Below are 25,980 nucleotides of genomic sequence, written 5' to 3' on the forward strand. Positions count from 1 at the left end.
ATGACCGTCACTCCGGCCTCGCCGAGACTTTGTATCTCCTCCACGGTCATCTGGCCCGTATTGGCCACCAGCGCACAGCGTGACGGCAAATGAGCGCGCACCGCGGACGCCAGAGCCCGCAGCCGTTCCGCCCCGTAATGCTCCGTCGTGCGCAGCACCACCCACGAGGCTCCCTCCAGGGCAAAACGGCGCGCCGTATCGGCAATGCGCTCCACGCTCCACTCATGTGCCTCGTTCACCACGCCCCACGCCTCACCGAAGGCGCAGAACGCGCAGCTCATGGAACAGGGCGCGCAGTCCACGCCCACAGCCGCCCACACGCCCGCCCGGTCTCCAGCCACGTCCCGGGCCGTCTGACGTGCAAGCCGGCCGAGGTACGCCGCCTGCGGCGAATCCGGCGCATAGGAAAGCAGGCGAACCACGTCGTCACGGCAGGGAATCTCCCCGCTCAGCGCACGCTTCTTAACTCCTTCCATGAATATACGGTCGTCTTCGGGGCAGTCCGAAACGTCAATGCCTCCCGAATCGCGTGCGGAAACAAGCAGCGCAAGCACTCTGTCGAGATGATCACGGCTGCCCGAAAGCGAGGATATCCAGCGGTTCAGGCAGCGCCGTCCCAGAGCCGTCACCGCGTATTTTCTGCGGGACGGGCCGTCGCCTTTTGCAGGCGTCGTTTCCAGCACACCGTTTTTCTCCATCTCCCTCAACATCCGATAACAGCCCGTCATGTCCGGCATCTGCCCGGAAAAAAGTCCGGTATCTTCGAGCTTCTGCACGAGCGCATAGCCGTGCATGGGCTCTTTGGCCAGCAACGCCAGAAGCACGGGCTGCACAAAACGGGGAAGGTTCCCTCCCGAACAGGCACAGGAATCCAGCACGTCCATACCGTCTCTCCTTCATGCTTCCGTTCTGCATCTGCCGTTCCGAAAAACGACGACCTTATGACGGAAAATCATCTATTGGATTTACTCCAATAACATCATGCGGCGGGACTCAACGCAAGGAGCGCTTTCAGGATCGGCGTCAGCTTCAGTTCCGCCCGTTCTTGCGCAGAAGCTCCTGAACGTCCATGTCGTGACCGAGCACGAGCACGCTTTCCCCGGCCTGAAAGCAGTGCGCCGGGCCGGGCATGGGCTGAAGGGTGTCGCCCTTCTTCACGCCGAGCACATTGAGCCGATAGCGCTGACGGACGGCCAGCTCCTTCACGGTCTTTCCCTGCCACTCTTCGGGCGTGGCTATCTCATAAATGGAGTAATCGGGGGAGAGCTTGACGTAATCGAAGATATGGTCGCTGCTGTAGCGCATGGCCGCCCAGTCGGCGGTCTGCCGCTCGGGATACACCACGTCGTCCGCGCCGTTGCGCAGAAGAAACTTGGCGTGCACCTGACGTGAGGCGCGGGAAAGCACAAAGCGAGCCCCGTGCTCCTTGAGCAGCGCCGTGGTTTCCAAAGAACTCTGAAAATCGTCGCCTATGGCCACCACGCACATATCGAAGTTGCTCACGCCGAGGGAACGTATGAACGACTCGCTTGTGGCGTCGGCAATCTGTGCGCTGGTCACAAAATCCAGCGCCTCGTTGACCCGCTGTTCGTTTCTGTCTATGGCGAGCACTTCATGGTGAAGTTCCCGCAGCTTTCTTGCCATGCGACGACCAAAACGTCCGAGTCCTATGAGCAGTACGGATTTCATCGGGCACACTCCTTTCAGCCCACGGCCACGTCTTCGGCAGGATAGCGGAATCCGTCCTGCCGTATGCCGGAGGACACCGCAAAAACAACGGTAAGACTGCCCACTCTGCCGAAATACATGAGCAGTATGAGAATGCCGCGCGAGGCATCGGAAAGTTCCGGCGTCGCTCCCAGGGTAAGTCCCACGGTGCCTATGGCCGAGGCAGCCTCGAAAAAAGCCGTCATGAGCGGCAGATTGTCGAAGGCTGACACCAGCATTCCCCCGGCCAGGAAAAGCAGAAGATAGAACATGAATATGCCGGACGCCCGGCGAAGAGCCATGTCCGGCAGCCTTCGGCCGAAGCCGCGCACGTCGGAACGATGCAGAAAAATGGAGAGAAGCCCCAGAAGAAGCACGGCGAATGTAGTGACCTTGAAGCCGCCGCCCGTGGAGCCGGGAGCCGCCCCCACCAGCATGAGCAGAATGGTGACCAGCTTGCCTATGGGACTGAGCGCCGTAAGGTCCACGCTGTTGAAGCCCGCCGTGCGAGGGCTCACGGACTGAAACAGCGCGGCAAGCGCGGCCTCAGGCCCGGTCATCTGCCAGCCCTCGCGCCGGAATTCATAGAAAAAGAAAAAGAGAAAACCCAGAAGCACAAGCGCCGCGCTGAAAAGCAGCACAAGCTTGCTCTGCAGTCGGTATCTGTGAACATCCGTACCGTGGGAACGAATGTCGTCCAAGGTGAGAAAGCCGATGCCGCCCGTGGTGATGAGCAGCGCAATGACGAGACACACGAGGGGGTCCGAGGCATATGCCGTAAGCGAGGCATAGGGATGCGCCGCTCCCATGAGGTCGAAACCGGCGTTGCAGAACGCGGACACGGAATGAAACAGCGCCATCCAGAGTCCCTTTCCGAGCCCCATGTCCGGACAGAACCTTAAGGCAAGCAGCGCAGCGCCGATGAGTTCCACGGCCAGCACGGTTTTGAATATGAATCCCGTAAGGCGCACGATGCCCGCAAGCTGCGGCGCGGAAATGGATTCCTGCATGACCCAGCGCAGACGGAAGCCTATCTTCTGCCCGGCCAGTACGGCCACGGCCACGGCCATGCTCATGACGCCGAGTCCGCCCACCTGTATGAGCAGAAGAATGATGATCTGCCCGAATGTCGACCAGTACCGCACGGTATCGTGCACCACAAGTCCCGTTACCGTAATGGCCGAGGTGGCCGTGAACAGGGCGTCGCCGAATCCCGGCCCCGCGCCGTCTTTGGTGGTGAAGGGCAGCATGAGCAGTCCCGTGCCGCAGACGATGAGCAGAAAGTAGCCCAGAATGATGATCTGCGACGGACTGATGCGTTCTTTGTTCCAGAATGACATCGTATTCTCCGGCATGTCGGCCGCGCCGTTCATGAGCAGGGCCGCCCGCTTCCAGTAGCATGCCGGCGGGCATAAGGCAAGGCGGCTTTCGGAAAGCTCCGGCGGGCTTTCCCTCCGCCCGGGTTCATGCCGCATGCAAAAACTCCCGCCACGCAAGCGCTGCAGGAGGCCTTCCCACGGCTGCCGGACGAGGAACTGCGAGACTTCCTGGGCCCCGACGTCAGCCCTGCTGGGATTCGGAAGGCTCCACGTAGGTGGTTTCAAGATCGTCGAAGGCGGTGAACTCCGGCCTGTAGGCGAGCTCCACCGTGCCGGTCGGGCCGTTTCTGTGCTTGCCGATGATGATTTCGGCAATGCCGGTCTTCGGCCGGTCGCCCTTCTTGTTGTAGGCATCCTCACGGTGGATGAACATGATGAGGTCGGCGTCCTGTTCAATGGCGCCCGATTCACGAAGGTCGGAGAGCACGGGCCGCTTGTCGGTGCGCTCCTCCACCTTTCGGTTGAGCTGGGAAAGGGCAATGACGGGGACCTTGAGTTCCTTGGCAAGCGCCTTCAGGTTGCGCGAGATGTCGGAAATTTCCAGTTCGCGCGAGTCATTGCGCGCGGAATGCATGAGCTGCAGATAGTCCACCATGACAAGATCAAGGCCGTGCTCGGCCTTGAGGCGGCGGCAGCGCGCCCGCAGAGCCAGCGGCGTGAGTCCCGCCGTGTCGTCGATGAATATCTTGGCGCGGGAAAGGGCGTCGGCCGAGGCGGAAAGCTTGGCCCAGTCGTCATCTTCCAGAAAGCCGCGCCTCACGCGCGAAAGCTCCACCCTGCCCCAGGCGCAGAGCATGCGGTCCATGAGCGATTCCTTGCTCATTTCCAGAGAAAAAATGGCCACCGTGGCCCCGCCGGAAAGCGCGGCGCGCATGGCCACGTTGAGGGCGAAGGCCGTCTTGCCCATGGAGGGACGCGCGGCGAGAATGATGAGGTCGGTAGGCTGAAGTCCGGCCGTCATCTTGTCGAGCTGCATGTAGCCCGTGGGCACGCCGGTGGTCACGCTCTTGTTGTTGTAGCGGGCGAGAAGCTCGTCGAACACGGAACGCACGAGCTCGCTGCTGCTGGAAAAGGTCTTGCTGTTGGCGCGTTCGGAAATGGAGAATATGGCCCGCTCCGACTCGTCGAGAAGCGTGGGCACGTCCTTGGAGGCGTCGTAGCAGTTGCTGATGATCTGGGCGGACGTGTCGATGAGCGCGCGCTGCATGGCCTTGTCGCGCACGATCTTGGCCCAGTGCACGGCGTTGGCGCCGCTCACCACGGCTCGGGAAAGGTCGCCGAGATAGGCCGCGCCGCCCGCGGCTTCCAGCTGAGAATGGCTGACGAGCCAGTCGAACACCGTCACTTCGTCCACGGGAGCGTTCTGCTCGAAAAGAGCCATGAACGCGCCGAAGATGACGCGATGCGCAGGAATGTAAAAATCGGTGTCCCGTATCTGATCAATGATTTCCTGCAGAAGATCGGGACGGAGAAAAACGCCGCTCAGAACGGCCTGTTCGGCCTCTTCGCTGTGCGGAGGAACGCGCCTTAAAAGGTCGTCGCGCGCACGTTCGGAAACGTCGCCCTCCCCTCGGGGAGAACGACGAGAGCCGCCGCTCCGGGAAGGAGCGGCGGCTTCATTCATGACGGTATCCGGGCTGTCCATGACTCGTCAGGCTTCCGGGGAAGCTGATCAGGCATTTTCAGCAGGAGCTTCCGCTTCAGCAGCGGGAGCTTCCACGGGGGCTTCTTCTTCAGCGATGTGCTTTTCTTCAGACACGATCTTCACGGTGAAGGAAGGAACCACGTCGGCATGCAGACGGGCGCGCACGTTGTGTTCGCCCAGGGTGCGGATGGAGCCGTCGAGAAGCAGACGATGACGATCCACTTCGATGCCCATGGCGGCGAGGGCGTCGCCGATCATGGCAGGAGTGACGGAACCATAGAGCTTGTCGTTTTCACCAACGCGCATGGCGATGGTCACCACCACGCCGTCGAGCTTGGAAGCGAGGTCGGCGGCAGCGGCGCGGAGGGCGTCCATGCGGGCCTGCAGCTTCTTGCGTTCGAGTTCAAACACGCGGATGTTGGCGGGAGTGGCCAGGCTGGCAAGCTGCTGAGGAAGCAGATAGTTGCGGCCGTAGCCGGGCTTGACATTGACGATATCGCCAAGGTGACCGAGCTTTTCAACGTCGGCACGAAGAATAACTTTCATTTTGTCTCCTATGCCGTTAGATGTTGGTCTTCTTCTTGAGTTCGCTGGAATGAGCGGACGTGTAGAACAGCAGGGCCATCTGGCGGGCGCGCTTGATCTCGGTGGTGAGGGCGCGCTGATGCTTGGCGCAGGTGCCGGTAATGCGGCGGGCGACGATCTTGCCGCGTTCGGTGATGAAATCGCGGAGAATGTCGGGACGCTTGTAATCGAGAGCCAGTTCAGCGTCGGCGCAGAAGCGGCAGAACTTGCGGCGAGGAGCAAACTTCTTACGGAAAGCCATTACGCGACCTCCTCGGTGGCTTCGACGGAGTCGGCCAGCTTGACGGTCATGAACTTGAACACGCCGTCGGTGATGCGGATGATGCGTTCCAGTTCAGCCACGAGCTGAGAAGGAGCGGCATATTCGAGACGAACATAGAAGCCGCGCATCTGCTTGCGGACGGGATAGGCCAGGTCGCGCATGCCCCACTGATCCACGACGAGCATCTTGCCGCCTTCGCGGGTAATGACGTCGTCCATGGTCTTCAGGACGGTTTCGCGCTCTTCCACAGACAGCTCCGGAGAAAGGAGCAGCAGGGTTTCCATTTTGCGCATGTAGGATATCTCCTTACGGTCAGAGGTCCGCCGCTCCCGGCTTCCTGCCGGAGAAACCATACGGCGAACAAGGTGAACTGTCGTATTTACTAGGGAGCCGCCTTTCTGTCAAGTCCCGAAGGTCCCGGCAAAAAGGCGGCTTTTTCTGCGGCGCGCTCCACAGGCAGAGCCCAGGGAGCGCGGAAAACATCAGAATGAAAAAAGCTGGTTTACGGTCACCGAACCCACCACGGGCGCGAGCAGCCTGTCGGAAATGACCACGGAAGCGCCGTCTGCGGGGGTCACAGGCATGCTTACTTCTCCAAGCGTAAAGGCATTCCGGGAACGCGCGATGAAATCCTTGAGATCTATGAGGCTGGGATTCAGTCCCTCAATGAGTTCGGGAGCCTTTTCCCGGTATTCCACCACGAGCTTTTCCTTATCCGTGGAGTTCGCCCATTCATAGCGGGCCACCAGACTCGGGCCTTCCCAGACGGTCTTGCCTGCCTGGAGGAAGAGCGGGGTCCACGGGTCCATGGACACGGGACGCAGATAAACGTGCACGGTGGCGTCGTTCGCACCGATGCCGTTGCTTTCGTAAAAGACTCTCAGCGTCTGGAAGTCCACGCCCACGGGACGCACTTCCCAGATCATGTCGGAAGAGCACTCCGCAAGCAGGGTGACGAGCTGAGAACCTTCCTTTTCCTGCAAAGAGAACCACGCACGCACGGGAACGACATTCATGAAGCCGTTCTCAAAGGGCACGTTGACCAGCGCATGGCCCGAGAGCACGTTCTCGTATCCTTCCGCAGCCACCACGCTCACCGAAGGAGATTTGGTGGAGACGAAATTTCCCGTGGACGCATCCACGCCCCTGTATATGGCGGAACCGGCGCAACCGCCGAGAAACACCGCAAGAGAAAGAGCCGCACAGGCCAGAAGTCGTTTCATGAAGACACCTCTTTCTTTCAATGGGTTGTCCTTTTTCCCCGCTGAGCGGGAACTCTCATCATAAATCCTTCATCGGAAATTGGCAACGACACGCCCTTTCCGCCTCCCACAGGCCGTCTCGTCAAAAAGCGGCTTGCGCTCTTCATCCTGCAATGGCACACTCTCTTCATGAACGTCACAGTTGCCATAAGCGGCGGAACCGACAGCCTCTTCGCGCTTCTTCATCTTAAAGAGGAAGGGCACGACGTCTCGGCTCTGCACGCACGCTTTCTGACTGCCGGAGAAGAACACGACGCCGTGCCTGCCATGGAGTCCCTCTGCCGGAGCCTCGGCATTTCCCTTCGCGTGGTCGACCTTTCCGAAGAGTTCCGGTGTCGCGTCATGGAACCCTTTGCCGAGGAACATGCCAGAGCCCGCACGCCGAACCCCTGCGCCCTGTGCAACCGGGCCATGAAGTTCGGCCTTCTGTTCGATCATGCCATGACGATGGGCGACGCCTTTGCCACCGGCCATTACGCGGCCGTGCGCGAGCATCCGGTCTACGGCCCCGCGCTCAGGGCCGGAAGCGACGGCACCAAGGATCAAAGCTACTTTCTTGCGCTGGTTCCCGTCTCCCGTCTTCGCCGCTGCCTCTTTCCCCTTGCGGAATGGAAGAAGTCCGACATACGGCAGTGGCTCTCCTCCCGGGGGCTGACGCCCCCTGTCCCCGCCGAAAGTCAGGAAATCTGCTTCATTCCCGGCGACGATCACTATGCGTGGCTGAAGGAGAAGGCATCCGTCGACGGCCTGAAACTGCCCGGCCCGGGGCCCGTGCTGCTTGCCGGAGAAAACCGGGTCATCGCGCAGCACCGGGGCCTCTGGCAGTATACCGAAGGACAGCGCCGGGGCCTCTGCATTCCCTGGACGGAGCCGCTTTATGTGCTGAAAAGACTGCGCGAGTCCAACACTCTGGTAGTAGGCCCGAAAAACCTGCTGCCCGTGACTTCGTGTTCCGCCTCCTCGCTGAACCTCATGGTTTCGCCCTCTCTCTGGCCGGACAGACTCCTTGTGCGGGTGCGCTATCATCAGAAGCCGGAACCGGCGCGCGTCGAGGTTTCGGAAGACCGCATGACCATTGTTTTCGCCTCTCCCCAGCAGCCCCCGGCCCCCGGTCAGATCGCCGCCGTCTACGATGAAGACGGCTTCGTGCTTGCCGGCGGCATTCTCGACTGAATCTTTTTACGCGCAGGACACGTTCAAGAGTGACGGCGTCACTTGATTCCCGAAGCCTGTGCGGGTATGATGTGGCCCGGTCTGCCGCCGGAAGACGGCGGAGAGCCTTTTTTCACGCAACATGGCGGCGGAGCGGAACTTTCGCCCCGCCTTTCCCATACAACGCTCAGTGAGGACATCACATGATCGGTATTTCCAAGCTTTACTGCGGACAGGTGGAACCGTCCGACGCGCTGCGTTACGGCCGCCAGTCCGGCAAGCTTCCTTCTCATCTGCTTCAGTTCTCCGCCGACAAGAAGCCGGTCGTCGTGTGGAACATGACGCGCCGCTGCAACCTCAAATGCGTGCACTGCTATGCCCAGGCCGAAACCGACAAGGGAGTCGACCCCATCTCCACCGAACAGGCAAAGATCATGATCGACGATCTGGCCGCCTACGGCGCGCCGGTCATGCTCTTTTCCGGCGGCGAACCCACCATACGCAAGGACCTGCCTGAACTGGCATGCTACGCCACGTCGAAGGGCATGCGCGCCGTCATTTCCACCAACGGCACGCTCATCGACCGCGCCATGGCAAAAACGCTCAAGGAAGTGGGCCTCTCCTATGTGGGCGTCTCGCTGGACGGCGGCGAAGACGTGCATGATCACTTCCGCGGCGTGAAGGGCGCCTTCCGCCGTGCCCTCGAAGGCCTCGACTACTGCCGCGAAGAAGGCATCAAGGTGGGACTGCGCTTCACCATCAACAAACGCAACGCCGTGGAAGTCCCCAAGATATTCGACATCCTGCGCGAACGCGACATTCCCCGCGTGTGCTTTTATCACCTCGTGTACTCCGGTCGCGGCACTGAGCTCATCAATGAGGACCTCAATCATCAGGAAACCCGTGCCGTGGTGGACCTCATCATGGACAAGACCCGCGAATGCTTCGACGCGGGCACGCCCAAGGAAGTGCTCACCGTGGACAACCACGCCGACGGCCCTTACGTATGGATGCGCCTTCTCAAGGAAGATCCCAGGAGAGCCGAAGAAGTGTTCGAGCTTCTGCAGTTCAACGAGGGCAACAGCTCCGGCCGCGGCATAGGCTGCATTTCCTGGAACGGCGACGTGTCCGCCGACCAGTTCTGGCGTCACCACGTGTTCGGCAACGTGCTCGAACGCCCCTTCTCCGAAATCTGGGACGACCCGAACATCGAGCTGCTGCACAAGCTCAAGGACAAGAAGCCCCATGTCAAGGGCCGCTGCGCCAGGTGCCGCTTCCTCAACATCTGCGGCGGCAACTTCCGTTCCCGCGCCGAAGCCTACTACGGCGACGAATGGGCCGAAGATCCGGCCTGCTACCTCACCGACGAGGAAATCGGCATCAAGTAGCACATCGCTCACTACAACGGGGAGGCTCTGCGGAGCTTCCCCGTTTTTTCAGCTCTGTCTTTTTCTTCCGAGCCGTCGCTCTCGCCCGACCCGAGAATGAAGAACGCCTTTCTCCATCAAGAGCCTTTCCATGATCATTTCCCTTCTTCTCGGCAAGCAGATAGCGGCCATGCTGCTCATGGTGCTCATGGGCTACGCCGTGGTGCGTCTGCGTCTGCTCCGGGCCGAGGACAGCGTTTCCCTTTCCGCCGTGGCCCTCTACATAGTCGGCCCGTGCATGATGCTCGATGCCTTCCAGGTGGAGTTTTCCGGAGAGAAGCTGCACGGACTCCTTCTTTCGCTCGTGGCGGCCGCGCTTTCCCAGTCGCTTGCCATAGCCTTCAATGCCCTTGTGCGCCGGCCGCTCCGCCTCGATCCCGTGGAGCAGGCTTCCGCCATCTACTCCAACGGCGGCAACCTCATCATTCCCATTGTCACCTACGTGTTCGGTCCCGAATGGGTGCTCTACACAAGCGGATTTCTCATCGGGCAAACGGCGCTCTTCTGGACGCACTGCTACACGCTCCTCAAGAAGAACGGACAGTTCCATCTGCGCAACATCCTTCTGAACGTCAATATTCTGGCCATGGCGGCAGGCGCCCTGCTCTTCGTTTCCGGCCTGCATTTTCCCGAAGTTCCCCGTCTTGCCGTGCACGCCGTGGGAAGCATGATCGGTCCGCTGTGCATGATAGTCACGGGCATGCTCATAGGCTCCATGAACTTCAAACGCGTTCTCGCCTACAGGAAGCTGCCGCTCATCGTGGCGCTGCGCCTTCTCGTGCTGCCCCTCATCACGCTCCTCGTGTTCCGTGCAAGTCCTCTTGCATCCTGGACAAAGGACGGCGGAACCATTCTGCTCATCAGCTTCCTTGCGGCCGCCGCCCCCTGCGCCTCCACCGTCACGCAGATGTCCCACCTCTACGGACACAACGGCGAATACGCGAGTCTCATCAACGTCATCTCCACGCTGCTTTGCGTCATCACCATGCCCGTCATGGTCTTTCTCTTTCAGCTCTGATGCATCAATGCTTCCCGTTTCCGCAGACGCGGGAACGACGTTCTGCAACAATCTGCCGGAACTGGCCGGCAGCTCACGTTAAATACGCCTGCACGAAAAAAGTTCTATCAGACGAAGTGTGACGCCGACCCTTTTCAAAGCCGGGGGGCGGTGTTATCTTCCTTCACGTTTTCATTGACCGTTGACGCGCCCTCTGCGGCGCAAAGGATACTGAAATGACCAATCTTTCCTTCCATCGCGGCCGTCGTCTGCGCCGCACTCCCGCCATCCGCGACATGATTCGCGAAACGTCCCTCTCCGCTGCCGACCTCATCATGCCCTATTTCGTGGTCGACACCCCGGATGAATCCTTCCGCCAGCCCATCGCCTCCATGCCCGGCCAGTATCAGCTTTCCCTTGCCGAGCTTGAAAAGGAAATCGGCGAAGCCGTGAAGCTCGGCCTGCGCGCCGTGCTGCTCTTCGGCATTCCCGCCGAAAAGGATCCCGTGGGTTCCGGCGCCTACGCCAGGGACGGCATCGTGCAGCGTGCCACGCGCATGATCAAGAAGAACTGGCCCGACCTTGTGGTGATCACCGATCTTTGCCTGTGCGAGTACACCTCCCACGGCCATTGCGGCATCATTGCCGACGGCGACAAGACCGGCCATGTACTCAACGACCAGACGCTCGACCTTCTCGCGAAGACCGCCGTGTCCCAGGCCGAGGCCGGAGCCGACATTATCGCGCCTTCCGACATGATGGACGGCCGCGTGCTCGCCCTGCGCTCCGCGCTGGACAAAGCCGGCTTTGAAGAAACCCCCATCATGTCCTACGCCGTAAAGTACGCTTCCGCCTACTACGGCCCCTTCCGCGACGCTGCGGAATCCGCACCTCACTTCGGCGACCGCCGCACCTATCAGATGGATCCCGGCAACGTGCAGGAAGCCCTGCGTGAGATGCAGGCCGACATCGACGAAGGCGCGGACATCTTCATCGTCAAGCCCGCCGGCCCCTATCAGGACATCATCCGCCTCATGCACGACACCTTCGACGTGCCGCTCGTGTCCTATCAGGTGAGCGGCGAGTATTCCCTCATCTGCGCCGCGGCCCAGAACGGCTGGATCGACCGCAAGGCCGTCATCATGGAATCGCTCCTGGGCCTCAAGCGCTCCGGCTCCAAGATGATCATTACCTACTTCACCGTGGAAGCCCTCCGCGAAGGCTGGATTCGCTGATGAACGGCCATCACTCCGCCCCCTCATCCCTCGGCGCGTGCCATCCCGGCGGTCACCCCATGGGACGCCCTGCCGACGGTGCTCCCGGCGGTCACCCGGCCACGGCAAGACCCCGCTTTCTGCCTGACGGCTCTCCCAAGTGCCGCCTCATCGCCTGGGAAGTAACGCGCTCCTGCAACCTGGCCTGCAAGCACTGCCGCGCCGAAGCTCATCCCGAACCCTATCCGGGAGAGCTCTCCACCGAGGAAGCCAAGGCGCTCATCGACACCTTCCCCGAAGTGGGCGAGCCCATCATCATCTTCACCGGTGGCGATCCCATGATGCGTGCCGACGTCTATGAACTCGCCGCCTACGCCCGCGACAAGGGCCTGCGCTGCGTCATGTCGCCCAACGGCACGCTCATTACGCCTGAGTCCGCCCGCAAGATACGGGAGGCCGGGTTCCAGCGCTGCTCCATCTCCATAGACGGAGCAGACGCGGCCAGTCACGACGCCTTCCGCGGCGTTCCCGGCGCGTTCGACGCTTCCATGCGCGGCATCGAATACCTGAAGGCCGAAGGGGTCGAGTTCCAGATCAATACCACGGTGACCAAGAGCAACCTGCACTCGTTCAAGGACATCTTCCATCTGTGTGAGAAAATCGGCGCCGTAGCCTGGCACATCTTCCTTCTGGTTCCCATGGGCCGGGCTGCCGAAATTCAGGAAGAAGTCATTTCCGCCGAGGAATACGAGGAAGTGCTGCACTGGTTCTACGACTTCCGGAAAACGACTTCCATGCACCTCAAGGCCACCTGCGCGCCGCACTACTATCGCATCATGCGGCAGAAAGCCCGCGAGGAAGGCGTGAGCGTGAACATGGAGAACTTCGGCATGGACGCCATGACCCGCGGCTGTCTCGGCGGCACGGGCTTCTGTTTCATCAGCCATACCGGTCAGCTCCAGCCCTGCGGATATCTGACCCTGGACTGCGGCAACGTGAAAAACACGCCCTTTCCCGAGCTATGGAAAAAGACGCCGTGGTTCCTCAAGTTCCGTGATCAGAGCGCCTACAAGGGCAAATGCGGCGTGTGCGAATACCATAAGGTGTGCGGCGGCTGCCGCGCCCGCGCATACAGCATGACCGACGATCCCATGGCGCAGGAACCTCTGTGTCTGTACCAGCCCAAGGCGGCAAAATAACGAGGAACGTCTGTCTTCCCCTTTCGGCCCGCCTCGTCCGAACTACGGGGCGGGCCCGCATTTCTTTCCGGGCGCGGCCCTTTTCCGCGCCTTCCGAGGAGAACGGCCATGGCTCAGAACGAAGAGCTGGACACCATCGACAGAAAACTGCTGGACATCATCCAGACGGCCTTTCCGCTGGTTCCCCGCCCCTATGCAGAACTCGGCAGACAGCTCGGCATTTCCGAGGAAGAGGCCCTTGCAAGAGTAAAGGGCATGAAGGAGAGGAAGATCATCCGCCGCCTGGGCGCCAACTTCCAGTCGGCAAAGCTCGGCTTCCGCTCCACGCTCTGCGGCGCACACGTGCCGGAAGAAAAGCTCGACGCCTTCATTGCCGACGTGAACGCCCTGCCCGGCGTCACCCACAACTACCTGCGCAATCATGAGTTCAACGTGTGGTTCACTCTCATCGGCCCCTCGTGGGACAGCGTATGCGACACCATCAGAGGAATAGAGGAACGCACCGGCATTGCCGTCATGAACCTGCCCGCCGAAAAGCTGTTCAAGATCCGCGTGGATTTTCAGATGGAAGAATAGGAGAAAACGGGGGAAGGAAGGGAAAATTTTGAAAAATTTTCCCTTCCTTCCCCCGCGCCCCCTTCCTTCCCTTCAAAACTTTTATTATTTTATATTAATTACTTCTAAATTATACATTCTTACTTATTTTTTTTCTCATTACATCTAATAATCATACTCTTTTGAGTTGATAAAACTGGACCATACATTGTATATATAGCACTTGGTCCCTGTGTTCCTGAAGCCAATGGCGTAAATCCTTTTTCACCGCACAACTTATTAGCTTCTTTAATAATATCATTAATACTATTATATCCTCCAACAGTAATCATATATGTATTATATTCTGAGCCATCATTAATAGGTGTGACATTTGCACAACTAGATACCAAAAGAATACTGCAACCTATACAAAATATAGCACTTTTTTTCATTATACACCTCGTACTATAATTTTTTATATTTAAAAATAAAACAAAAAATCAAGAAAAGTCAAGCAAAACTGCTATCTATAGTAGTTTTTTGTTCATAATATTAATAATTAAAATAAATAGCTTGCATTTATTCTTACCTCGTTGACACCTTTTCGCCTCTCCTGTACGCTTTATCATTCTGCGAACCTTGTCACAGGGGAGCCGACATGCTTGACCACAAACGCCTTCAGGACATGTTCGACCTGCTCGGCTGTGAAGAGCCGCTGGGCATCAGCTACGCAGCCCGTGCGCCGGAAGCGTCACTCACGCCTTCGCCGGGCACGGGTCACGCCTGCATCATCAACTATCTGCGCATGGCCCGCACAAAAAAAACCTGCGTACACTTCTCCTCCGAGGTCGTGACCTGCATGGGAGGATGGGTGTATCTCGGTTACAGGCTTCCCGTGCCGGAACGCATCGTGCATTTCGTCACCACGGGATGGGAAGGCAGTGAAGGAGAACGCTATCTCCCCTCTCCCGATTCCATGCGCCGTTTCTTCAAGGATATCGACATTCAACCGGCGCCAGCCCCCTTCTGCATGGCAAAGCCGTTTTCCATGATTGAGGAAGAAGAGGAGCCGCTTCTTGTCGTCTTCCACGGCCGCGGCGAAACGCTCACCGGCCTTGCCATGCTCGCCGGATTCGCCCTGGACGACCACGACGCCGTGGCCATGCCTTTCGGCTCGGGCTGTGCCAACATCTTCACCTGGCCTCTCAGCTATCAACGCAAAGGACAAAGAAAAGCCGTCATCGGCGGAGCCGACCCATCCTGCCGTCCGTTCATGGGCGTAGACGAACTTTCCTTCACGGTCACCACCGACACTCTCCTCGCCATGCAGGAAGCCTTTCCACGATCCTTCCTTGCAGGAAAGACCTGGAGCGGCGTCAGAAAAAAGATTGACAGAAGCCGCAAAGTCTGGGAAGAGGCCGCGTCGGGATGAAACTTTTTTCCCTTGCCCGAAAATCCTTTTCCCGTGTTCCCTGAAAAGGAAACGGCCGGAAAACCGTCCTGTCAGCGAAACAAAATACCTGAAAAAGCTCGATTTTCTTCCCCGGCCACGCCGAAGGGAAGAAGAACGGACGCCTCGGGAAAAATTTTTGGAAGGCATGATTTAGTGCTTTCTTTCCCCGGGGCTATCAAGTATAAGGAACAAGAGCGCAATGCGTCATCGGGGTGCCTTTCCGCTGAAGACAGGGCAGGAAGGTGCGTTTATTATTTAAATTTCCCATCAATTTTCCATAGAAGGGCTCATTCATGAAAACCAAATTCATTTTTGTTACCGGCGGTGTGCTTTCCTCTCTCGGAAAAGGACTGGCCTCGGCTTCGCTTGGCGCTCTGCTGAAGGCCCGCGGCCTTTCCGTGACCATTCAGAAGCTCGACCCCTACATCAACGTCGACCCCGGCACCATGAACCCCTTCCAGCACGGCGAAGTCTACGTGACCGACGACGGCGCGGAAACCGACCTCGATCTCGGCCATTATGAACGCTATCTCGACGTTTCCCTTTCCCAGCGCAACAACACCACCTCGGGACGCATCTACTACAACGTCATCAACAAGGAACGTCGCGGCGACTACCTCGGCGGCACCGTGCAGGTGATTCCCCACATCACCGATGAAATCAAGCGCACCATCCTGAGCCTCACCGAAGGCGACAACGCTCCCGACGTGGCCATCATCGAAATCGGCGGCACGGTGGGCGACATCGAAGGTCTGCCCTTCCTCGAAGCCATCCGCCAGCTGCGTTCCGACATCGGCCGCAACAACTGCCTGAACATCCATCTCACTCTCGTGCCCTATCTGCACGCCGCGGGCGAATACAAAACCAAGCCCACCCAGCACAGCGTAAAGGAACTGCTCTCCATCGGCATCCAGCCCGACATCATCCTCTGCCGCTGCGAACAGACCATTCCTTCCGAACTCAAGAAGAAAATCGCCCTGTTCTGCAACGTGGACGAGGACGCCGTCTTCACCTCCGTGGACGTGAAGAACGTATACGGCGTGCCGCTCAAGTTCTATGAAGAAGGCTTCGACCAGAAAGTGGCCATCATGATGCGCCTGCCTGCGCGCAACGCCGACCTCTCCGGCTGGATCAAGCTCATGAACGACTTTGACGAATCCGCCAAGAACAAGGTGACCATCGCCATCGTGGGCAAGTACGTCGACCTCAAGGAAGCCTACAAGAGCCTGCATGAAGCTCTTGTGCACGCCGGCGTGGCCAATCATGTGTCCGTCAATCTCAAATACGTCAATTCTGAAGAAGTCACCGCCGACAACTCCGCCGAAACCTTCAAGGGCTGCGACGGTATTCTCGTTCCCGGCGGCTTCGGCTACCGCGGCGTGGAAGGCAAAATTGAAGCCATCCGCTACGCCCGCGAAAACAAGGTGCCCTTCTTCGGCATCTGCCTCGGCATGCAGTGCGCCGTCATCGAGTTTGCCCGCCACGTGGCCGGTCTTTCCAAGGCCAACTCCGAAGAATTCGATCCGCTCACCGATGAAAAGGTCATCTACCTCATGACCGAATGGTACGACTTCCGCAAGAACGCCATGGAAGTGCGCGACGAAGACAGCAACAAGGGCGGCACCCTGCGCCTCGGCGCCTACCCCTGCACGCTGCTGCCCGGCACGAAGGCCGCCGAAGCCTACAAGCAGGAGAACATCTCCGAACGTCATCGTCATCGCTACGAGTTCAACAACGCTTTCCGCGAAACCCTCAGCCAGCACGGCATGGTGTTCAGCGGAACCTCTCCCGACGGCACGCTCGTGGAAATCGTGGAACTTCCCGACCATCCCTGGTTCGTGGGCTGCCAGTTCCATCCCGAATTCAAGTCCCGTCCCATGCACGCCCATCCTCTCTTCAAGGACTTCATTGCCGCAGCCATGAAGCAGTCCAAAAAGAAATAGCCTGAGCGCAACGCTTCCCGCTTCCTGAACGACAGGCGGGACGGAACTCACGTTCCGTCCCGCCTTTTTTGTCGATTCGCTTTCAGAAAACGTCCGGCCCGAGCTGCACGTCAGCCTTCCGGCTCATGAGAGTCTGATTCCTCCAGGGCAGCCGAGGCCCCATCTTCTCTCGGAGACGAGTCAAAAACGTCCTTTGTCATATCGAAATCCTGCGAAAAATTTTTCTCAGGTCTGCCATATGGTGCAGAGCCCATGATGCTCCGCCTCTTCGGAATTTACTCACCCGGCGCATTTACGGAAAAGCTCAAAAGGGATCCTGCGGCAGAAAACGTGCGTTTCAAGCGCCGTCCGACATCTGAGCACCGTCTTCATCAGGCGTTCATGCCCTCGTCGGCCCCCTCGCGCTCCGACGCCATGATGCGTCTCTCAAGAAAAATAAGATTCTCGGAAATGGAGCCTGCGAACAGCACAGCCGTCTTTCCGGCATATCGGAATCCCAAGCGCCGGTACATGTTTGCGGCGGGCTCATTATGCTCCCAGGTATCAAGCCGCATCACCTCGCAGCCTCTCCGGGCACCTTCCTCCATTGCAAAACGCACCATGCCCGAGCCTGCGCCCCTGCCTGCCTGAGAAGGCGGCACACAGAGCGTATGAATGACCAGCACCTTGTCCGGTTCCGCAGCGTAAAGCCAGGGAATGGAGGTATACGCTTCAAGCTGAGTCTGATCGAGAATCATGCTGGCGCAAATCTCCCCGTTTTCCTCCATCACATACAGCGTTCCGTTCTCCACGCCTTTTTCCGCCACACTTCGTGTCGGGTACACGCCTCTCTGCCAGTTGGTACGAGAGCCCTGCTTCTCCTCAAACGTGAGAAGCTCCTCATAATGACGCTCCACAGCGTCAATGTCGCGTTCCATTCCTCTACGTATCACGCTCGTCACCTCCTCAGTGATGTTTCCCTCTCCGGTCGTCTCAGGTCGGAGCATTATATAGCCCGGGGCGTCAGTCAGCTTTCTCTTTCCGTGCGAACCGCTCACCGGCAGAACAGCCGCCCGGAAAACGCGCTCATGCCCAAGCCAGAAGCCGTCATGCCCTCCCCGTCATCTGCCTTCTTCTGACACCGAAGACGGTACGGAGACGACAGCGCCACAGCGATCATCCGAACAGCCTGTAAAAAGGCATATCATGCGACTGAGACAGGGCAAAGCACTTATGAGAGTTTCCAAACCGGCGGAGACAAAAATCCCCGCGGAACCTGAGGAACCGCGGGGAGCATGCATCAGCTTACAGATTCCTGCCGCAGCATTTCTTGAACTTTTTGCCGCTGCCGCAGGGGCACGGATCATTCCGTCCCACTTTTACGCCGTTGTAGACGTGCTGCTCCTCCTTTGCCGCGGAAGCACCGCCGTCTCCCATGGCTGCGGGATCGGTCTTGTGGCGCAGATTCAGCAAAGGCTCAGTCCCTGACTGCTCGACCGGAGTCTCCGGCTCGGGAGCCTGCTCCGGTTCCACGGCCTTCGGTTCTCCGGCGGTCGTCTCTTCTGCCGAAGAAGGCTGCTCCACCGCCTGACCGTCGGACAAGGCTTCGATGTTTTCGCCTTCCGGCTGCGTCGCGTCGGCCTCGGCGCTCTCCGCAGGCTCGGCTTCCACCCGCTTCATGCGCACATGGGTGAGCGACGTGAGCGCACCCTCATGAATGCGGAAAAGCATATCCTTGAACAGAGCCAGACCTTCACTCTGATATTCGCGCTTGGGATCACGCTGGGCGTAACCGCGCAGGCCTATGCCCTCGCGCAGATAGTCCATGGCGCGCAGATGATCCTTCCAGCAGCGGTCGAGCGATTCCAGCAGGAAATAGCGCAGAATGTCGTTGTATACGGGACCGGCTTCCTCGCGCAGCTCCTGGAAAATCTTTTTCACGGCTTCAAGAGACTGCTCGCGGGACGGAATGGCGCTCATGGTCATCTCGGGCATGGCACGCGCGATGTTGAGCGTTTCCAAGAGACGGCTGTTCACCTCGGTGCACATCTGAGCGTCGGGAGCTTCCTTGATGGCCTCCACGGGCTGATAAATGTTGTCGAGCACCTCGTCGACGAAATCGAAGAGCACGCCTTCCACGTCGGGCAGCTGCATGAGGTCGCGACGAAGCGTGTAGATGACTTCGCGCTGCTGGTTCATGACGTTGTCGTAGTCGAGCAGCGTCTTGCGTATTTCAAAGTTGTGCCCTTCCACGCGCTTCTGAGCGTTTTCAATGGCCTTGGACACCATGCGGTTCTCAATGGGCTCGCCTTCCTGCATGCCCAGCTTTTCCATGAGTCCGGAAATGCGCTCCGAACCGAAGAGCCGCATGAGATTGTCTTCCAGAGACAGATAGAAGCGGGAGGAACCGGGATCACCCTGACGGCCGGAACGACCGCGCAGCTGATTGTCGATGCGGCGGCTTTCATGGCGCTCCGTACCGAGAATATGCAGACCGCCGAGTTCCTTCACGCCTTCGCCGAGCACGATGTCGGTGCCGCGGCCGGCCATGTTGGTGGCGATGGTTACATGACCCTTCTGACCGGCCTGCGCCACGATGGCCGCTTCCTCGGCGTGATGCTTGGCATTCAGCACGCTGTGCGGCACGCCTTCCTTCTTGAGCATGGCGGAAAGCAGCTCAGACGTTTCAATGGAAATGGTGCCCACGAGCACAGGCTGACCGGCATTGTAAAGTTCCTTGATGGACTCGATGATGGCCTGGTACTTCTCGCGCTGCGTGCGGAAGATGAGATCGGGCAGATCCTTGCGGATCATGGGCTTGTTGGTGGGAATGGTGATGGTTTCCAGATGATAGATCTGGTCGAATTCCACGGCTTCGGTCTGCGCCGTGCCGGTCATGCCCGCCAGCTTGTCGTACATGCGGAAGTAGTTCTGGAAGGTGATGCTGGCAAGCGTCTGGTTCTCGGCTTCAACCTTCACGCCTTCCTTGGCTTCCAGCGCCTGATGCAGACCGTCGCTGAAACGGCGACCGGGCATGAGACGTCCCGTGAACTCGTCGACGATGACCACCTTGCCTTCGTCGCTTACAATGTAGTCCACGTCGCGCTTGAAGCAGTGATGCGCCTTGAGCGACTGAAGAATGTGATGCTGGTAGGAAATGCTCGCAGGATCGAAAAGGTTGTCGATGCCGAGTATCTTCTCACACTTGGCCACGCCTGCGTCGGTAAGCATGGCGGTTTTGGCCTTTTCGTCCAGCGTATAGTCCTCTTCGGCCTTGAGCTGACGAACCACGGCATCCATGGCCTGATACAGTTCGGTGGACTCATCGCTCGCGCCGGAAATGATAAGCGGAGTTCTGGCTTCATCAATGAGGATGGAGTCCACTTCGTCCACGATGGCGAAGTTGTGACCGCGCTGCACGAGCTGTTCGGCATAGAACTTCATGTTGTCGCGCAGATAGTCGAAGCCGAATTCGTTGTTGGTGCCGTAGGTGATGTCGCAGGCATAGGCGGCCTTGCGCTCATCGTCGGTCAGTCCCTGCACGATGACGCCCACGGAAAGCCCGAGGAAATTGTAGAGACGCCCCATCCACTCCGCGTCGCGGCGGGCAAGATAGTCGTTCACGGTAACCACGTGCACGCCCTTGCCGGAAAGTGCGTTGAGCACCACGGGCAGCGTAGCCACGAGAGTCTTGCCTTCACCTGTCTTCATTTCCGCAATCTTGCCCGCATGCAGCACCATGCCGCCTATAAGCTGCACGTCGTAATGGCGCATGCCCATGACGCGGGAGGATGCCTCCCGCACCAGAGCGAACACCTCTGGCAGCACGTCGTCCAGAGAACGGTCGCCGTTCTGCACCTGATCGCGGTACTCCGCGAGCTTTACGGGAATCTCCTCGTCGGAGAGAGCTTTCATCTGCGGTTCAAGGGCGTTGCACTTCTTCAGCTTGGGACGCAGGGAACGGAGATAACGTTCATTGCGGGTGCCGAATATTTTGCCGATCAGAAACTTGATCATGGGTATCTCCAGAAAAAGTCGTTGGAACAAGGCAGAAGATAAGTCATGCCCCTCTGTTTGGCAAATGGTGAACCGCCCCTTTTTCTCATATTTTGCCGGTAAGGGAAAAATCACCGTCCTCCCCGTCCCTCGAAAAAAGCGGCATGCACGGCGGCACAACGCCCGCGGGAAGCTCATGGTCTGGACAAATCGCCCCGCATGATTCATGATGACGGAAAGCCTGCCCGTCCTCGGACACATGGTGTGCCGAGCATCAGGGCGTCTTTTCTTCGCTTCAGGCAGAAAACATGTCCAGACCCTATCGACCGCTTTTCGCGCTTTTGTGTGTTCTGACCGCTGCCGCCGTCGTTCTCGGCGGCTGTTCCTCCAAAAACACCGGGTATCAGAACGGCCGCTATCGGGGCACCAGTGCCTACACGGTACGCGGCAAAACCTACTACCCTCTCAAGTCCGCGCACGACTTCGTGGAAACCGGCATTGCTTCATGGTACGGCCCCGGCTTTCACGGCAAAAAGACGTCCAACGGCGAACGCTACAATCAGAACGCCATGACGGCGGCCCACAAGCTTTTGCCTTTCGGCACGCGCCTTCGCGTCATCAATCTGGAAAACGGTCGCACCACGGAAGTGCGCGTCAACGATCGCGGCCCCTTTGTCGACAGCCGCATCATTGATCTTTCCCGCGCCGCAGCCAGGGATCTCGGCATGATCGGCAAGGGAACGGCCCGCGTTCGTCTCATAGCTCTGGAAGATGGGAGAGAGCCGTCGCTCTTCACGCCCGACGGCGACATGCTCGGCCTGTTCTACGTGCAGATAGGATCCTTCCGGGAACGTCCCCGGGCCGTCAATCTTGCGGACTTCATGCGCACGCAGGGCTACGGCTGCCGTATCGCCACGCATGACGGCAACGACCTCAACTTCGTGCAGCTCGGTCCCTATCACTCCCGATCCGTCGCCGAAAAGACCGCCCGCAGCCTGAGCCTCAGATATCGCGGTCTTTTTGTTGTTGCGGAGTAACCTGCTTCCGTCCATGCAATCTCTGGAGATTCCATGCCTCTGTCTGCCGATGTCCCTCATGAAAAAAAATCCGCGTCCGGCGGTTCGGTGCTCCGACTGAATGACGATGAGCTGGCACTGTGTGCAAAGTCCTGTGTACTGCTCCGCCGGCAGATAGGCATCGGATCAGCGCTCACCTACCTCTTCGGCATTCTGAGCGAACACTTTCCCCTCACGCGCATATTCTGCGGGTTTCGGCGCTACAAGACCTCCAGCTTCACGCCCCTTGCCGACACGCTCTCCGACACGCACAACCGCGTGCGTACGCTGGCCACCACAAACTTCACGCAGGAACAGATCAATCTGCTCATGGGATCGGATTCCCTGCGGCCATACACCATCAACAACGCCTTCATGCTCAAGAACATCCAGACGAGCCTTCGCGAGGAGGATCTCGCCTCCTATCTGCGCATTCCGCTCTTCACCGTGGGCGAGGCGACGTTTCAGCTCATCTTCTGTTCCAACATCGCCAATACCTTTTCCCAGGAACTGGTGGACAAGCTTCTGCTGCTCACCGCGCCTCTCGGCGAGAGCCTGCGCGAAGACTTCATGAACAAGGGCGACATAAAGCCCGCCGAACGCATAGGCAACCCCGGCGGCAGCGCCTCCAACCGACTGCGCGCCACAAAGGGCATGCACGACCTCTACACGCAGATCGAACAGGCCGCCTCCACCGACTGCACCGTGCTCATTCTCGGCGAAACCGGCACGGGCAAGGAGCTCGTGGCGAACGCCGTGCAGGAACTCTCGCTGCGTTCCAGCCGTCCCTTCGTCAAGGTCAACTGCGGAGCCATCAACGAACAGCTCGTGGACAGCGAAATGTTCGGTCATGAGCGCGGTGCCTTCACCGGAGCCTACGGCGCGCATACCGGCTACTTCGAGGCCGCCAACGGCGGCACCATCTTTCTCGACGAAATAGGCGACTTTCCCCTCTCCATGCAGGCCCGCCTTCTGCGCGTGCTGGATCAGCGGGAAATACGCAAGGTCGGCAGCGCCCACGCCGTACCTCTCGACATACGCGTCATCGCCGCCACGCACCGCGACCTCATGAGCATGGTACGCCAGGGAAAATTCCGTGAAGATCTGTGGTACCGGCTCAATGTCTGCGTGCTGCATGTCCCTCCGCTCAGAGCGCACCGCAGCGACATTCCTGCTCTCGCAAGGCTTTTTCTCATCGAAAAGGCCACAAGCATGGGCGTCAATTTTCCCAGTCTCACGCCGGAGCAGCTGGAAAAGCTCTGCCAGCACAACTGGCCCGGCAACGTGAGAGAACTCGAACACCTCATGGAAAGACTGCTGGTCCGGCTCAAGGGAAGCAGCTTCAAGTTCGACGACATTCTGAACAGCGAACTGGAACATATACACGGACTGGACAAAGCGCTGGCCACCATCGCCTCTCCGCCGTCCTGCGACTCCCGCTTCATCTGCCCGCTCGCGGCAGGCGTCGCCCCATCCGGAGCTGTTTCCCCCTCTGCGGACGACAGATGGAACGGCCCCGTGGCCCTTCGTAATCTGCTCCGATCCTCACCATGGCCCTCGCTCCGGGAACTCACGGAAAGCTACATCGACGACGCCCTGCGCCATACCGGAGGTCGCATAGGCGGAGAGGACGGCGCAGCTGCGCTGCTCTGTGTTCATCCCAATACGCTGCGGGTACGACGCCAGAAAAAAAAGAACGCCGAATAGCCTTGGAATGCGGTGACCATGCCGCCGACACGCTCCTTCCCCCACGGACACGTCCCAGTCTGAGCTCGGACAACAAGCCCGTACCCCGACTTTTCAGTTCCCACAAAGCCCGCCCCTTCCAGACTGCGACGTTCTGCGCACCGACCCGGACTTTCAGCCGTAAAACACCGTCGCCCTCCACCCGCTCGAAAGCTCCAGCCTGAAAAGCCTTGTGCACTCTCCTCCTGCTGAGCTTGTCTCTTCTGCTACTCGTGGACTTCCGGACGGCACGACAGCAGATCTCCACAACAATATAATCATGGGCGTCCCATGGTTTTTCCTGCATATGAAGAGCTCCGGCCCTGACTTTCATGCCTGCCCATGAAATCGGGCAAAAATTCTGTTTTAAGCGGCTGCCGAACTCATGCTTCAGCTCCCCTCATGACCCTTAAGTTTTTCCCGACCTCAACCGGACAGCCACAAGTTCCGTCCACCCCCGGTCGGCACGCCTCGACGACCTAATTATCGCCGAAGATCAAACTCCTGAAAGCGCACGAGGTCACCCCATACAGCGCCACAGACGCCGTTCTTTCAAAAGACATGAAAAAGTCGACAACTTGAGTGTTTTCCCTTCAGGATAAAAAGGCATGAACGACATCATGCCGCAAGAAAGGCGCCACAAAGCCAAAACACAGTCAAAACACCATTCAACAAGCTGTAATAATGCAATTTTTTATGATTTTTTCTTTAATTTCGGACCGACATTTTTAAAGTGGAAATTTCATCGCATTTTTGATAATTTTTACTGTCAGTCAATATGACATTAAAATTTAAGCAACGGACGTCTCCCGCCCCCCCCCTCCACCGAAGAATCATGCTCCTTCCACAAAAACGTCCTGTCCCTTTTTATCAGGAAGAACTTTTCATGTTTTTTCATCATATCACAGTACCGCATGATCTTCCCGCTCTCACCGGCTGCTCGCAAAGCGACGACCGGCCCCCATCCTGCATTCGGCAGGATTTTCCTCTCCGTTTTGAAAAACGCCCGAGTGCCGTTCTCAGCCCCTTGCGCCTCACTGCATCGACACGGACCCATATTTTCGTGAAGCGACACCTCCCGAGCGATCGTCCGGGCCAGTCATTGCTGCGAAATCTCCTGCGCCTGCATCTTTCAAAAACCGCCGCACCTCTGCGGCTTCACCACCACCTTCTTCGGAATCATGACGTTCTGACAGGTAAAAAGGCGCTCCCTTACCCGGCGCGCCCTGCCGACTTTTCGGCCGGACATCAACACACAACGGCACTCTAAGGAGATACCATGAAAGGCATACTTCTTGCCGGAGGAAGCGGCACGCGGCTGTATCCGCTGACGCGCATCACGTCGAAACAGCTTCTGCCCGTGTACGACAAGCCCATGATCTACTATCCGCTCTCCACGCTGATGCTGTTCGACATCCGGGAGATCCTCATCATCTCCACGCCTCAGGACACGCCCAACATCGAGCGGCTTCTCGGCGACGGCTCGCAGCTCGGCCTGAAGCTCTCCTACAAGATTCAGCCGGAACCCAAAGGCATAGCTCAGGCGTTTACGCTGGGTGCGGATTTCGTGGGAGAAGACGACGTATGCCTCATTCTCGGCGACAACATCTTCTACATGGGCAATCAGATGAAGGTCTATCGCCGCGCGGTCAAGCAGAACATGGGTACGCGCGCCACCATCTTCGCCTACCATGTTTCCGACCCCGAACGCTTCGGCGTGGTGGAGTTCGACGAGAACCGCAGAGCCCTCAGCATCGAGGAAAAGCCCGAGCATCCCAAATCGAACTACGCCTCCGTAGGCCTGTATTTCTATCCGCCGGACGTGTGCGAAAAAGCGGCAAAGCTCTCGCCTTCCGCACGCGGAGAGCTGGAAATTACTGATCTCAACAACATGTATCTGAAGGAAGGCCGCATGAGCGTGGTGCCCATGGGACGCGGCATCGTATGGCTCGACGCAGGCACGCCCGACTCGCTGGCCGATGCCACGCACTTCATGCAGGTCATTGAAAAAAGGCAGGGGCTCAAAATCGCCTGCGTGGAAGAAATCGCCTTCACCAAGGGCTTCATTGATGAAGACCAGATGAAGAACCTCATAAGCGACATGAAGAAAGGCGCGTATCGGGAATACCTCATGAAGGTGCTGGAGGAACAGCATGAACTTTATTAAAACCGCCATTGAAGGCGTATTCATCATCGAACCCCGCATTTTTACGGACGAGCGCGGCTACTTCTTTGAAAGCTACAGCAAGTCTGCCTTTGAAAAGGCAGGGCTTCACTATGACTTCGTGCAGGACAATCAGTCCAAGTCCTGCTACGGCACGGTGCGCGGCCTGCATTTTCAAAAAGGCGAGCATTCTCAGGCCAAGCTCGTGCGCGTACTTGAAGGAACCGTTCTGGACGTGGCCGTGGACCTGCGCCGCGCCTCGTCTACCTACGGACAGTACGTCGCCGTGGAGCTTTCTG

General features: G+C 58.6%; 23 protein-coding genes. 12 read left to right on the top strand and 11 right to left on the bottom strand.

The features are described 5' to 3' along the window. The 8 genes from Q0J81_RS05600 to Q0J81_RS05635 all read right to left on the bottom strand — a co-directional run. Positions 1 to 884, bottom strand: an 884-nt coding sequence (locus Q0J81_RS05600) for a helix-turn-helix transcriptional regulator (protein ID WP_294446483.1), incomplete at its 3' end; no start/stop codon positions are given. A gap of 145 nt (positions 885 to 1,029) precedes the next feature. Further along, positions 1,030 to 1,689 carry a TrkA family potassium uptake protein gene (locus tag Q0J81_RS05605; RefSeq protein WP_294446484.1) on the bottom strand — a complete coding sequence of 220 codons (660 nt, stop codon included), beginning with the start codon at positions 1,687 to 1,689 and terminating at the stop codon, positions 1,030 to 1,032. 14 nt (positions 1,690 to 1,703) lie between these two features. Continuing rightward, positions 1,704 to 3,047: a potassium transporter TrkG gene (locus Q0J81_RS05610; protein WP_294446485.1), complete on the bottom strand. Its 1,344-nt coding sequence runs from the start codon at positions 3,045 to 3,047 to the stop codon at positions 1,704 to 1,706. Positions 3,048 to 3,267: 220 nt separating this feature from the next. Further along, positions 3,268 to 4,731: a replicative DNA helicase gene (gene dnaB, locus Q0J81_RS05615; RefSeq protein ID WP_294446486.1), complete on the bottom strand. Its 1,464-nt coding sequence runs from the start codon at positions 4,729 to 4,731 to the stop codon at positions 3,268 to 3,270. Between the two features lie 27 nt (positions 4,732 to 4,758). After that, positions 4,759 to 5,277 (bottom strand): 50S ribosomal protein L9, encoded by a 519-nt coding sequence (rplI, locus tag Q0J81_RS05620; protein ID WP_294446487.1) that lies wholly within the window; start codon positions 5,275 to 5,277, stop codon positions 4,759 to 4,761. Positions 5,278 to 5,293: 16 nt separating this feature from the next. Then, positions 5,294 to 5,557, bottom strand: a complete 264-nt coding sequence (rpsR, locus tag Q0J81_RS05625) for a 30S ribosomal protein S18 (protein WP_294446488.1) — start codon at positions 5,555 to 5,557, stop codon at positions 5,294 to 5,296. Further along, on the bottom strand, positions 5,557 to 5,871 hold the full coding sequence (rpsF, locus tag Q0J81_RS05630) for a 30S ribosomal protein S6 (RefSeq protein WP_294446489.1): 315 nt from the start codon (positions 5,869 to 5,871) through the stop codon (positions 5,557 to 5,559). Before rpsF ends, rpsR begins: the two co-directional genes overlap by 1 nt. 189 nt (positions 5,872 to 6,060) lie before the next feature. Next, entirely contained in the window at positions 6,061 to 6,801 is a 741-nt protein-coding gene (locus Q0J81_RS05635; RefSeq protein WP_294446490.1) for a DUF4851 domain-containing protein, read from the bottom strand. A 168-nt stretch (positions 6,802 to 6,969) separates the two neighbouring features. Here Q0J81_RS05635 and mnmA point away from each other — a divergent pair, with 168 nt between their 5' ends. The 6 genes from mnmA to Q0J81_RS05665 all read left to right on the top strand — a co-directional run bounded on the left by mnmA (position 6,970) and on the right by Q0J81_RS05665 (position 13,405). Continuing rightward, positions 6,970 to 8,013, top strand: coding sequence for a tRNA 2-thiouridine(34) synthase MnmA (mnmA, locus tag Q0J81_RS05640; protein ID WP_294446491.1), 1,044 nt, complete (start codon positions 6,970 to 6,972; stop codon positions 8,011 to 8,013). Positions 8,014 to 8,195: 182 nt separating this feature from the next. Beyond that, a complete protein-coding gene (gene ahbC, locus Q0J81_RS05645; protein WP_294446492.1) occupies positions 8,196 to 9,380 on the top strand; it encodes a 12,18-didecarboxysiroheme deacetylase in 1,185 nt (394 codons plus the stop codon). 130 nt (positions 9,381 to 9,510) lie between these two features. Then, positions 9,511 to 10,437, top strand: coding sequence for an AEC family transporter (locus Q0J81_RS05650; RefSeq protein WP_294446493.1), 927 nt, complete (start codon positions 9,511 to 9,513; stop codon positions 10,435 to 10,437). Positions 10,438 to 10,652: 215 nt separating this feature from the next. Next, on the top strand, positions 10,653 to 11,651 hold the full coding sequence (gene hemB, locus Q0J81_RS05655; protein WP_294446494.1) for a porphobilinogen synthase: 999 nt from the start codon (positions 10,653 to 10,655) through the stop codon (positions 11,649 to 11,651). 59 nt (positions 11,652 to 11,710) lie between these two features. Further along, on the top strand, positions 11,711 to 12,829 hold the full coding sequence (gene ahbD / locus Q0J81_RS05660) for a heme b synthase (RefSeq protein ID WP_294446504.1): 1,119 nt from the start codon (positions 11,711 to 11,713) through the stop codon (positions 12,827 to 12,829). 108 nt (positions 12,830 to 12,937) lie between these two features. Further along, positions 12,938 to 13,405, top strand: coding sequence for an AsnC family transcriptional regulator (locus tag Q0J81_RS05665; RefSeq protein WP_294446495.1), 468 nt, complete (start codon positions 12,938 to 12,940; stop codon positions 13,403 to 13,405). Between the two features lie 119 nt (positions 13,406 to 13,524). Here the strand turns inward: Q0J81_RS05665 and Q0J81_RS05670 are convergent, their stop codons facing one another. After that, the gene (locus Q0J81_RS05670; protein ID WP_294446496.1) at positions 13,525 to 13,818 is read right to left on the bottom strand and encodes a hypothetical protein; all 294 of its coding nucleotides are present in this window, start codon (positions 13,816 to 13,818) and stop codon (positions 13,525 to 13,527) included. 206 nt (positions 13,819 to 14,024) lie between these two features. On the opposite strand from Q0J81_RS05670, the gene Q0J81_RS05675 reads away from it, so the two are divergent. Next, entirely contained in the window at positions 14,025 to 14,798 is a 774-nt protein-coding gene (locus tag Q0J81_RS05675) for a DUF169 domain-containing protein (RefSeq protein WP_294446497.1), read from the top strand. Positions 14,799 to 15,112: 314 nt separating this feature from the next. Beyond that, the gene (locus Q0J81_RS05680) at positions 15,113 to 16,762 is read left to right on the top strand and encodes a CTP synthase (protein WP_294446498.1); all 1,650 of its coding nucleotides are present in this window, start codon (positions 15,113 to 15,115) and stop codon (positions 16,760 to 16,762) included. 371 nt (positions 16,763 to 17,133) lie between these two features. Here the strand turns inward: Q0J81_RS05680 and Q0J81_RS05685 are convergent, their stop codons facing one another. Next, positions 17,134 to 17,694 (bottom strand): GNAT family N-acetyltransferase, encoded by a 561-nt coding sequence (locus tag Q0J81_RS05685; RefSeq protein WP_294446499.1) that lies wholly within the window; start codon positions 17,692 to 17,694, stop codon positions 17,134 to 17,136. A 352-nt stretch (positions 17,695 to 18,046) separates the two neighbouring features. Beyond that, positions 18,047 to 20,758, bottom strand: coding sequence for a preprotein translocase subunit SecA (gene secA / locus Q0J81_RS05690; RefSeq protein WP_366937516.1), 2,712 nt, complete (start codon positions 20,756 to 20,758; stop codon positions 18,047 to 18,049). 287 nt (positions 20,759 to 21,045) lie between these two features. On the opposite strand from secA, the gene Q0J81_RS05695 reads away from it, so the two are divergent. The 4 genes from Q0J81_RS05695 to Q0J81_RS05710 all read left to right on the top strand — a co-directional run. Next, complete coding sequence (locus Q0J81_RS05695) at positions 21,046 to 21,774, top strand: septal ring lytic transglycosylase RlpA family protein (RefSeq protein WP_294446500.1); 729 nt, start codon at positions 21,046 to 21,048, stop codon at positions 21,772 to 21,774. A gap of 33 nt (positions 21,775 to 21,807) precedes the next feature. Further along, positions 21,808 to 23,499: a sigma-54 dependent transcriptional regulator gene (locus Q0J81_RS05700; protein WP_294446501.1), complete on the top strand. Its 1,692-nt coding sequence runs from the start codon at positions 21,808 to 21,810 to the stop codon at positions 23,497 to 23,499. A gap of 1,297 nt (positions 23,500 to 24,796) precedes the next feature. Next, positions 24,797 to 25,684, top strand: coding sequence for a glucose-1-phosphate thymidylyltransferase RfbA (gene rfbA, locus Q0J81_RS05705; RefSeq protein WP_294446502.1), 888 nt, complete (start codon positions 24,797 to 24,799; stop codon positions 25,682 to 25,684). Next, on the top strand, positions 25,671 to 25,980 hold a 310-nt coding region (locus Q0J81_RS05710; protein WP_294446503.1), incomplete at its 3' end, for a dTDP-4-dehydrorhamnose 3,5-epimerase family protein. The genes rfbA and Q0J81_RS05710, both read left to right, overlap by 14 nt.

The organism is uncultured Mailhella sp. (assembly GCF_944324575.1).
Taxonomy (GTDB): Bacteria; Desulfobacterota; Desulfovibrionia; order Desulfovibrionales; family Desulfovibrionaceae; genus Mailhella.

Coding starts and splice junctions, on each gene's coding strand:
- Q0J81_RS05650 (WP_294446493.1), top strand. CDS start 9,511: ATGATCATTTCCCTTCTTCTCGGCAAGCAGATAGCGGCCATGCTGCTC.
- secA (WP_366937516.1), bottom strand. CDS start 20,758: ATGATCAAGTTTCTGATCGGCAAAATATTCGGCACCCGCAATGAACGT.
- Q0J81_RS05700 (WP_294446501.1), top strand. CDS start 21,808: ATGCCTCTGTCTGCCGATGTCCCTCATGAAAAAAAATCCGCGTCCGGC.
- Q0J81_RS05680 (WP_294446498.1), top strand. CDS start 15,113: ATGAAAACCAAATTCATTTTTGTTACCGGCGGTGTGCTTTCCTCTCTC.
- Q0J81_RS05635 (WP_294446490.1), bottom strand. CDS start 6,801: ATGAAACGACTTCTGGCCTGTGCGGCTCTTTCTCTTGCGGTGTTTCTC.
- hemB (WP_294446494.1), top strand. CDS start 10,653: ATGACCAATCTTTCCTTCCATCGCGGCCGTCGTCTGCGCCGCACTCCC.
- rplI (WP_294446487.1), bottom strand. CDS start 5,277: ATGAAAGTTATTCTTCGTGCCGACGTTGAAAAGCTCGGTCACCTTGGC.
- Q0J81_RS05695 (WP_294446500.1), top strand. CDS start 21,046: ATGTCCAGACCCTATCGACCGCTTTTCGCGCTTTTGTGTGTTCTGACC.
- ahbD (WP_294446504.1), top strand. CDS start 11,711: ATGGGACGCCCTGCCGACGGTGCTCCCGGCGGTCACCCGGCCACGGCA.
- Q0J81_RS05610 (WP_294446485.1), bottom strand. CDS start 3,047: ATGTCATTCTGGAACAAAGAACGCATCAGTCCGTCGCAGATCATCATT.
- rpsR (WP_294446488.1), bottom strand. CDS start 5,557: ATGGCTTTCCGTAAGAAGTTTGCTCCTCGCCGCAAGTTCTGCCGCTTC.
- Q0J81_RS05605 (WP_294446484.1), bottom strand. CDS start 1,689: ATGAAATCCGTACTGCTCATAGGACTCGGACGTTTTGGTCGTCGCATG.
- Q0J81_RS05675 (WP_294446497.1), top strand. CDS start 14,025: ATGCTTGACCACAAACGCCTTCAGGACATGTTCGACCTGCTCGGCTGT.
- ahbC (WP_294446492.1), top strand. CDS start 8,196: ATGATCGGTATTTCCAAGCTTTACTGCGGACAGGTGGAACCGTCCGAC.
- rpsF (WP_294446489.1), bottom strand. CDS start 5,871: ATGCGCAAAATGGAAACCCTGCTGCTCCTTTCTCCGGAGCTGTCTGTG.
- mnmA (WP_294446491.1), top strand. CDS start 6,970: ATGAACGTCACAGTTGCCATAAGCGGCGGAACCGACAGCCTCTTCGCG.
- Q0J81_RS05670 (WP_294446496.1), bottom strand. CDS start 13,818: ATGAAAAAAAGTGCTATATTTTGTATAGGTTGCAGTATTCTTTTGGTA.
- rfbA (WP_294446502.1), top strand. CDS start 24,797: ATGAAAGGCATACTTCTTGCCGGAGGAAGCGGCACGCGGCTGTATCCG.
- Q0J81_RS05665 (WP_294446495.1), top strand. CDS start 12,938: ATGGCTCAGAACGAAGAGCTGGACACCATCGACAGAAAACTGCTGGAC.
- dnaB (WP_294446486.1), bottom strand. CDS start 4,731: ATGGACAGCCCGGATACCGTCATGAATGAAGCCGCCGCTCCTTCCCGG.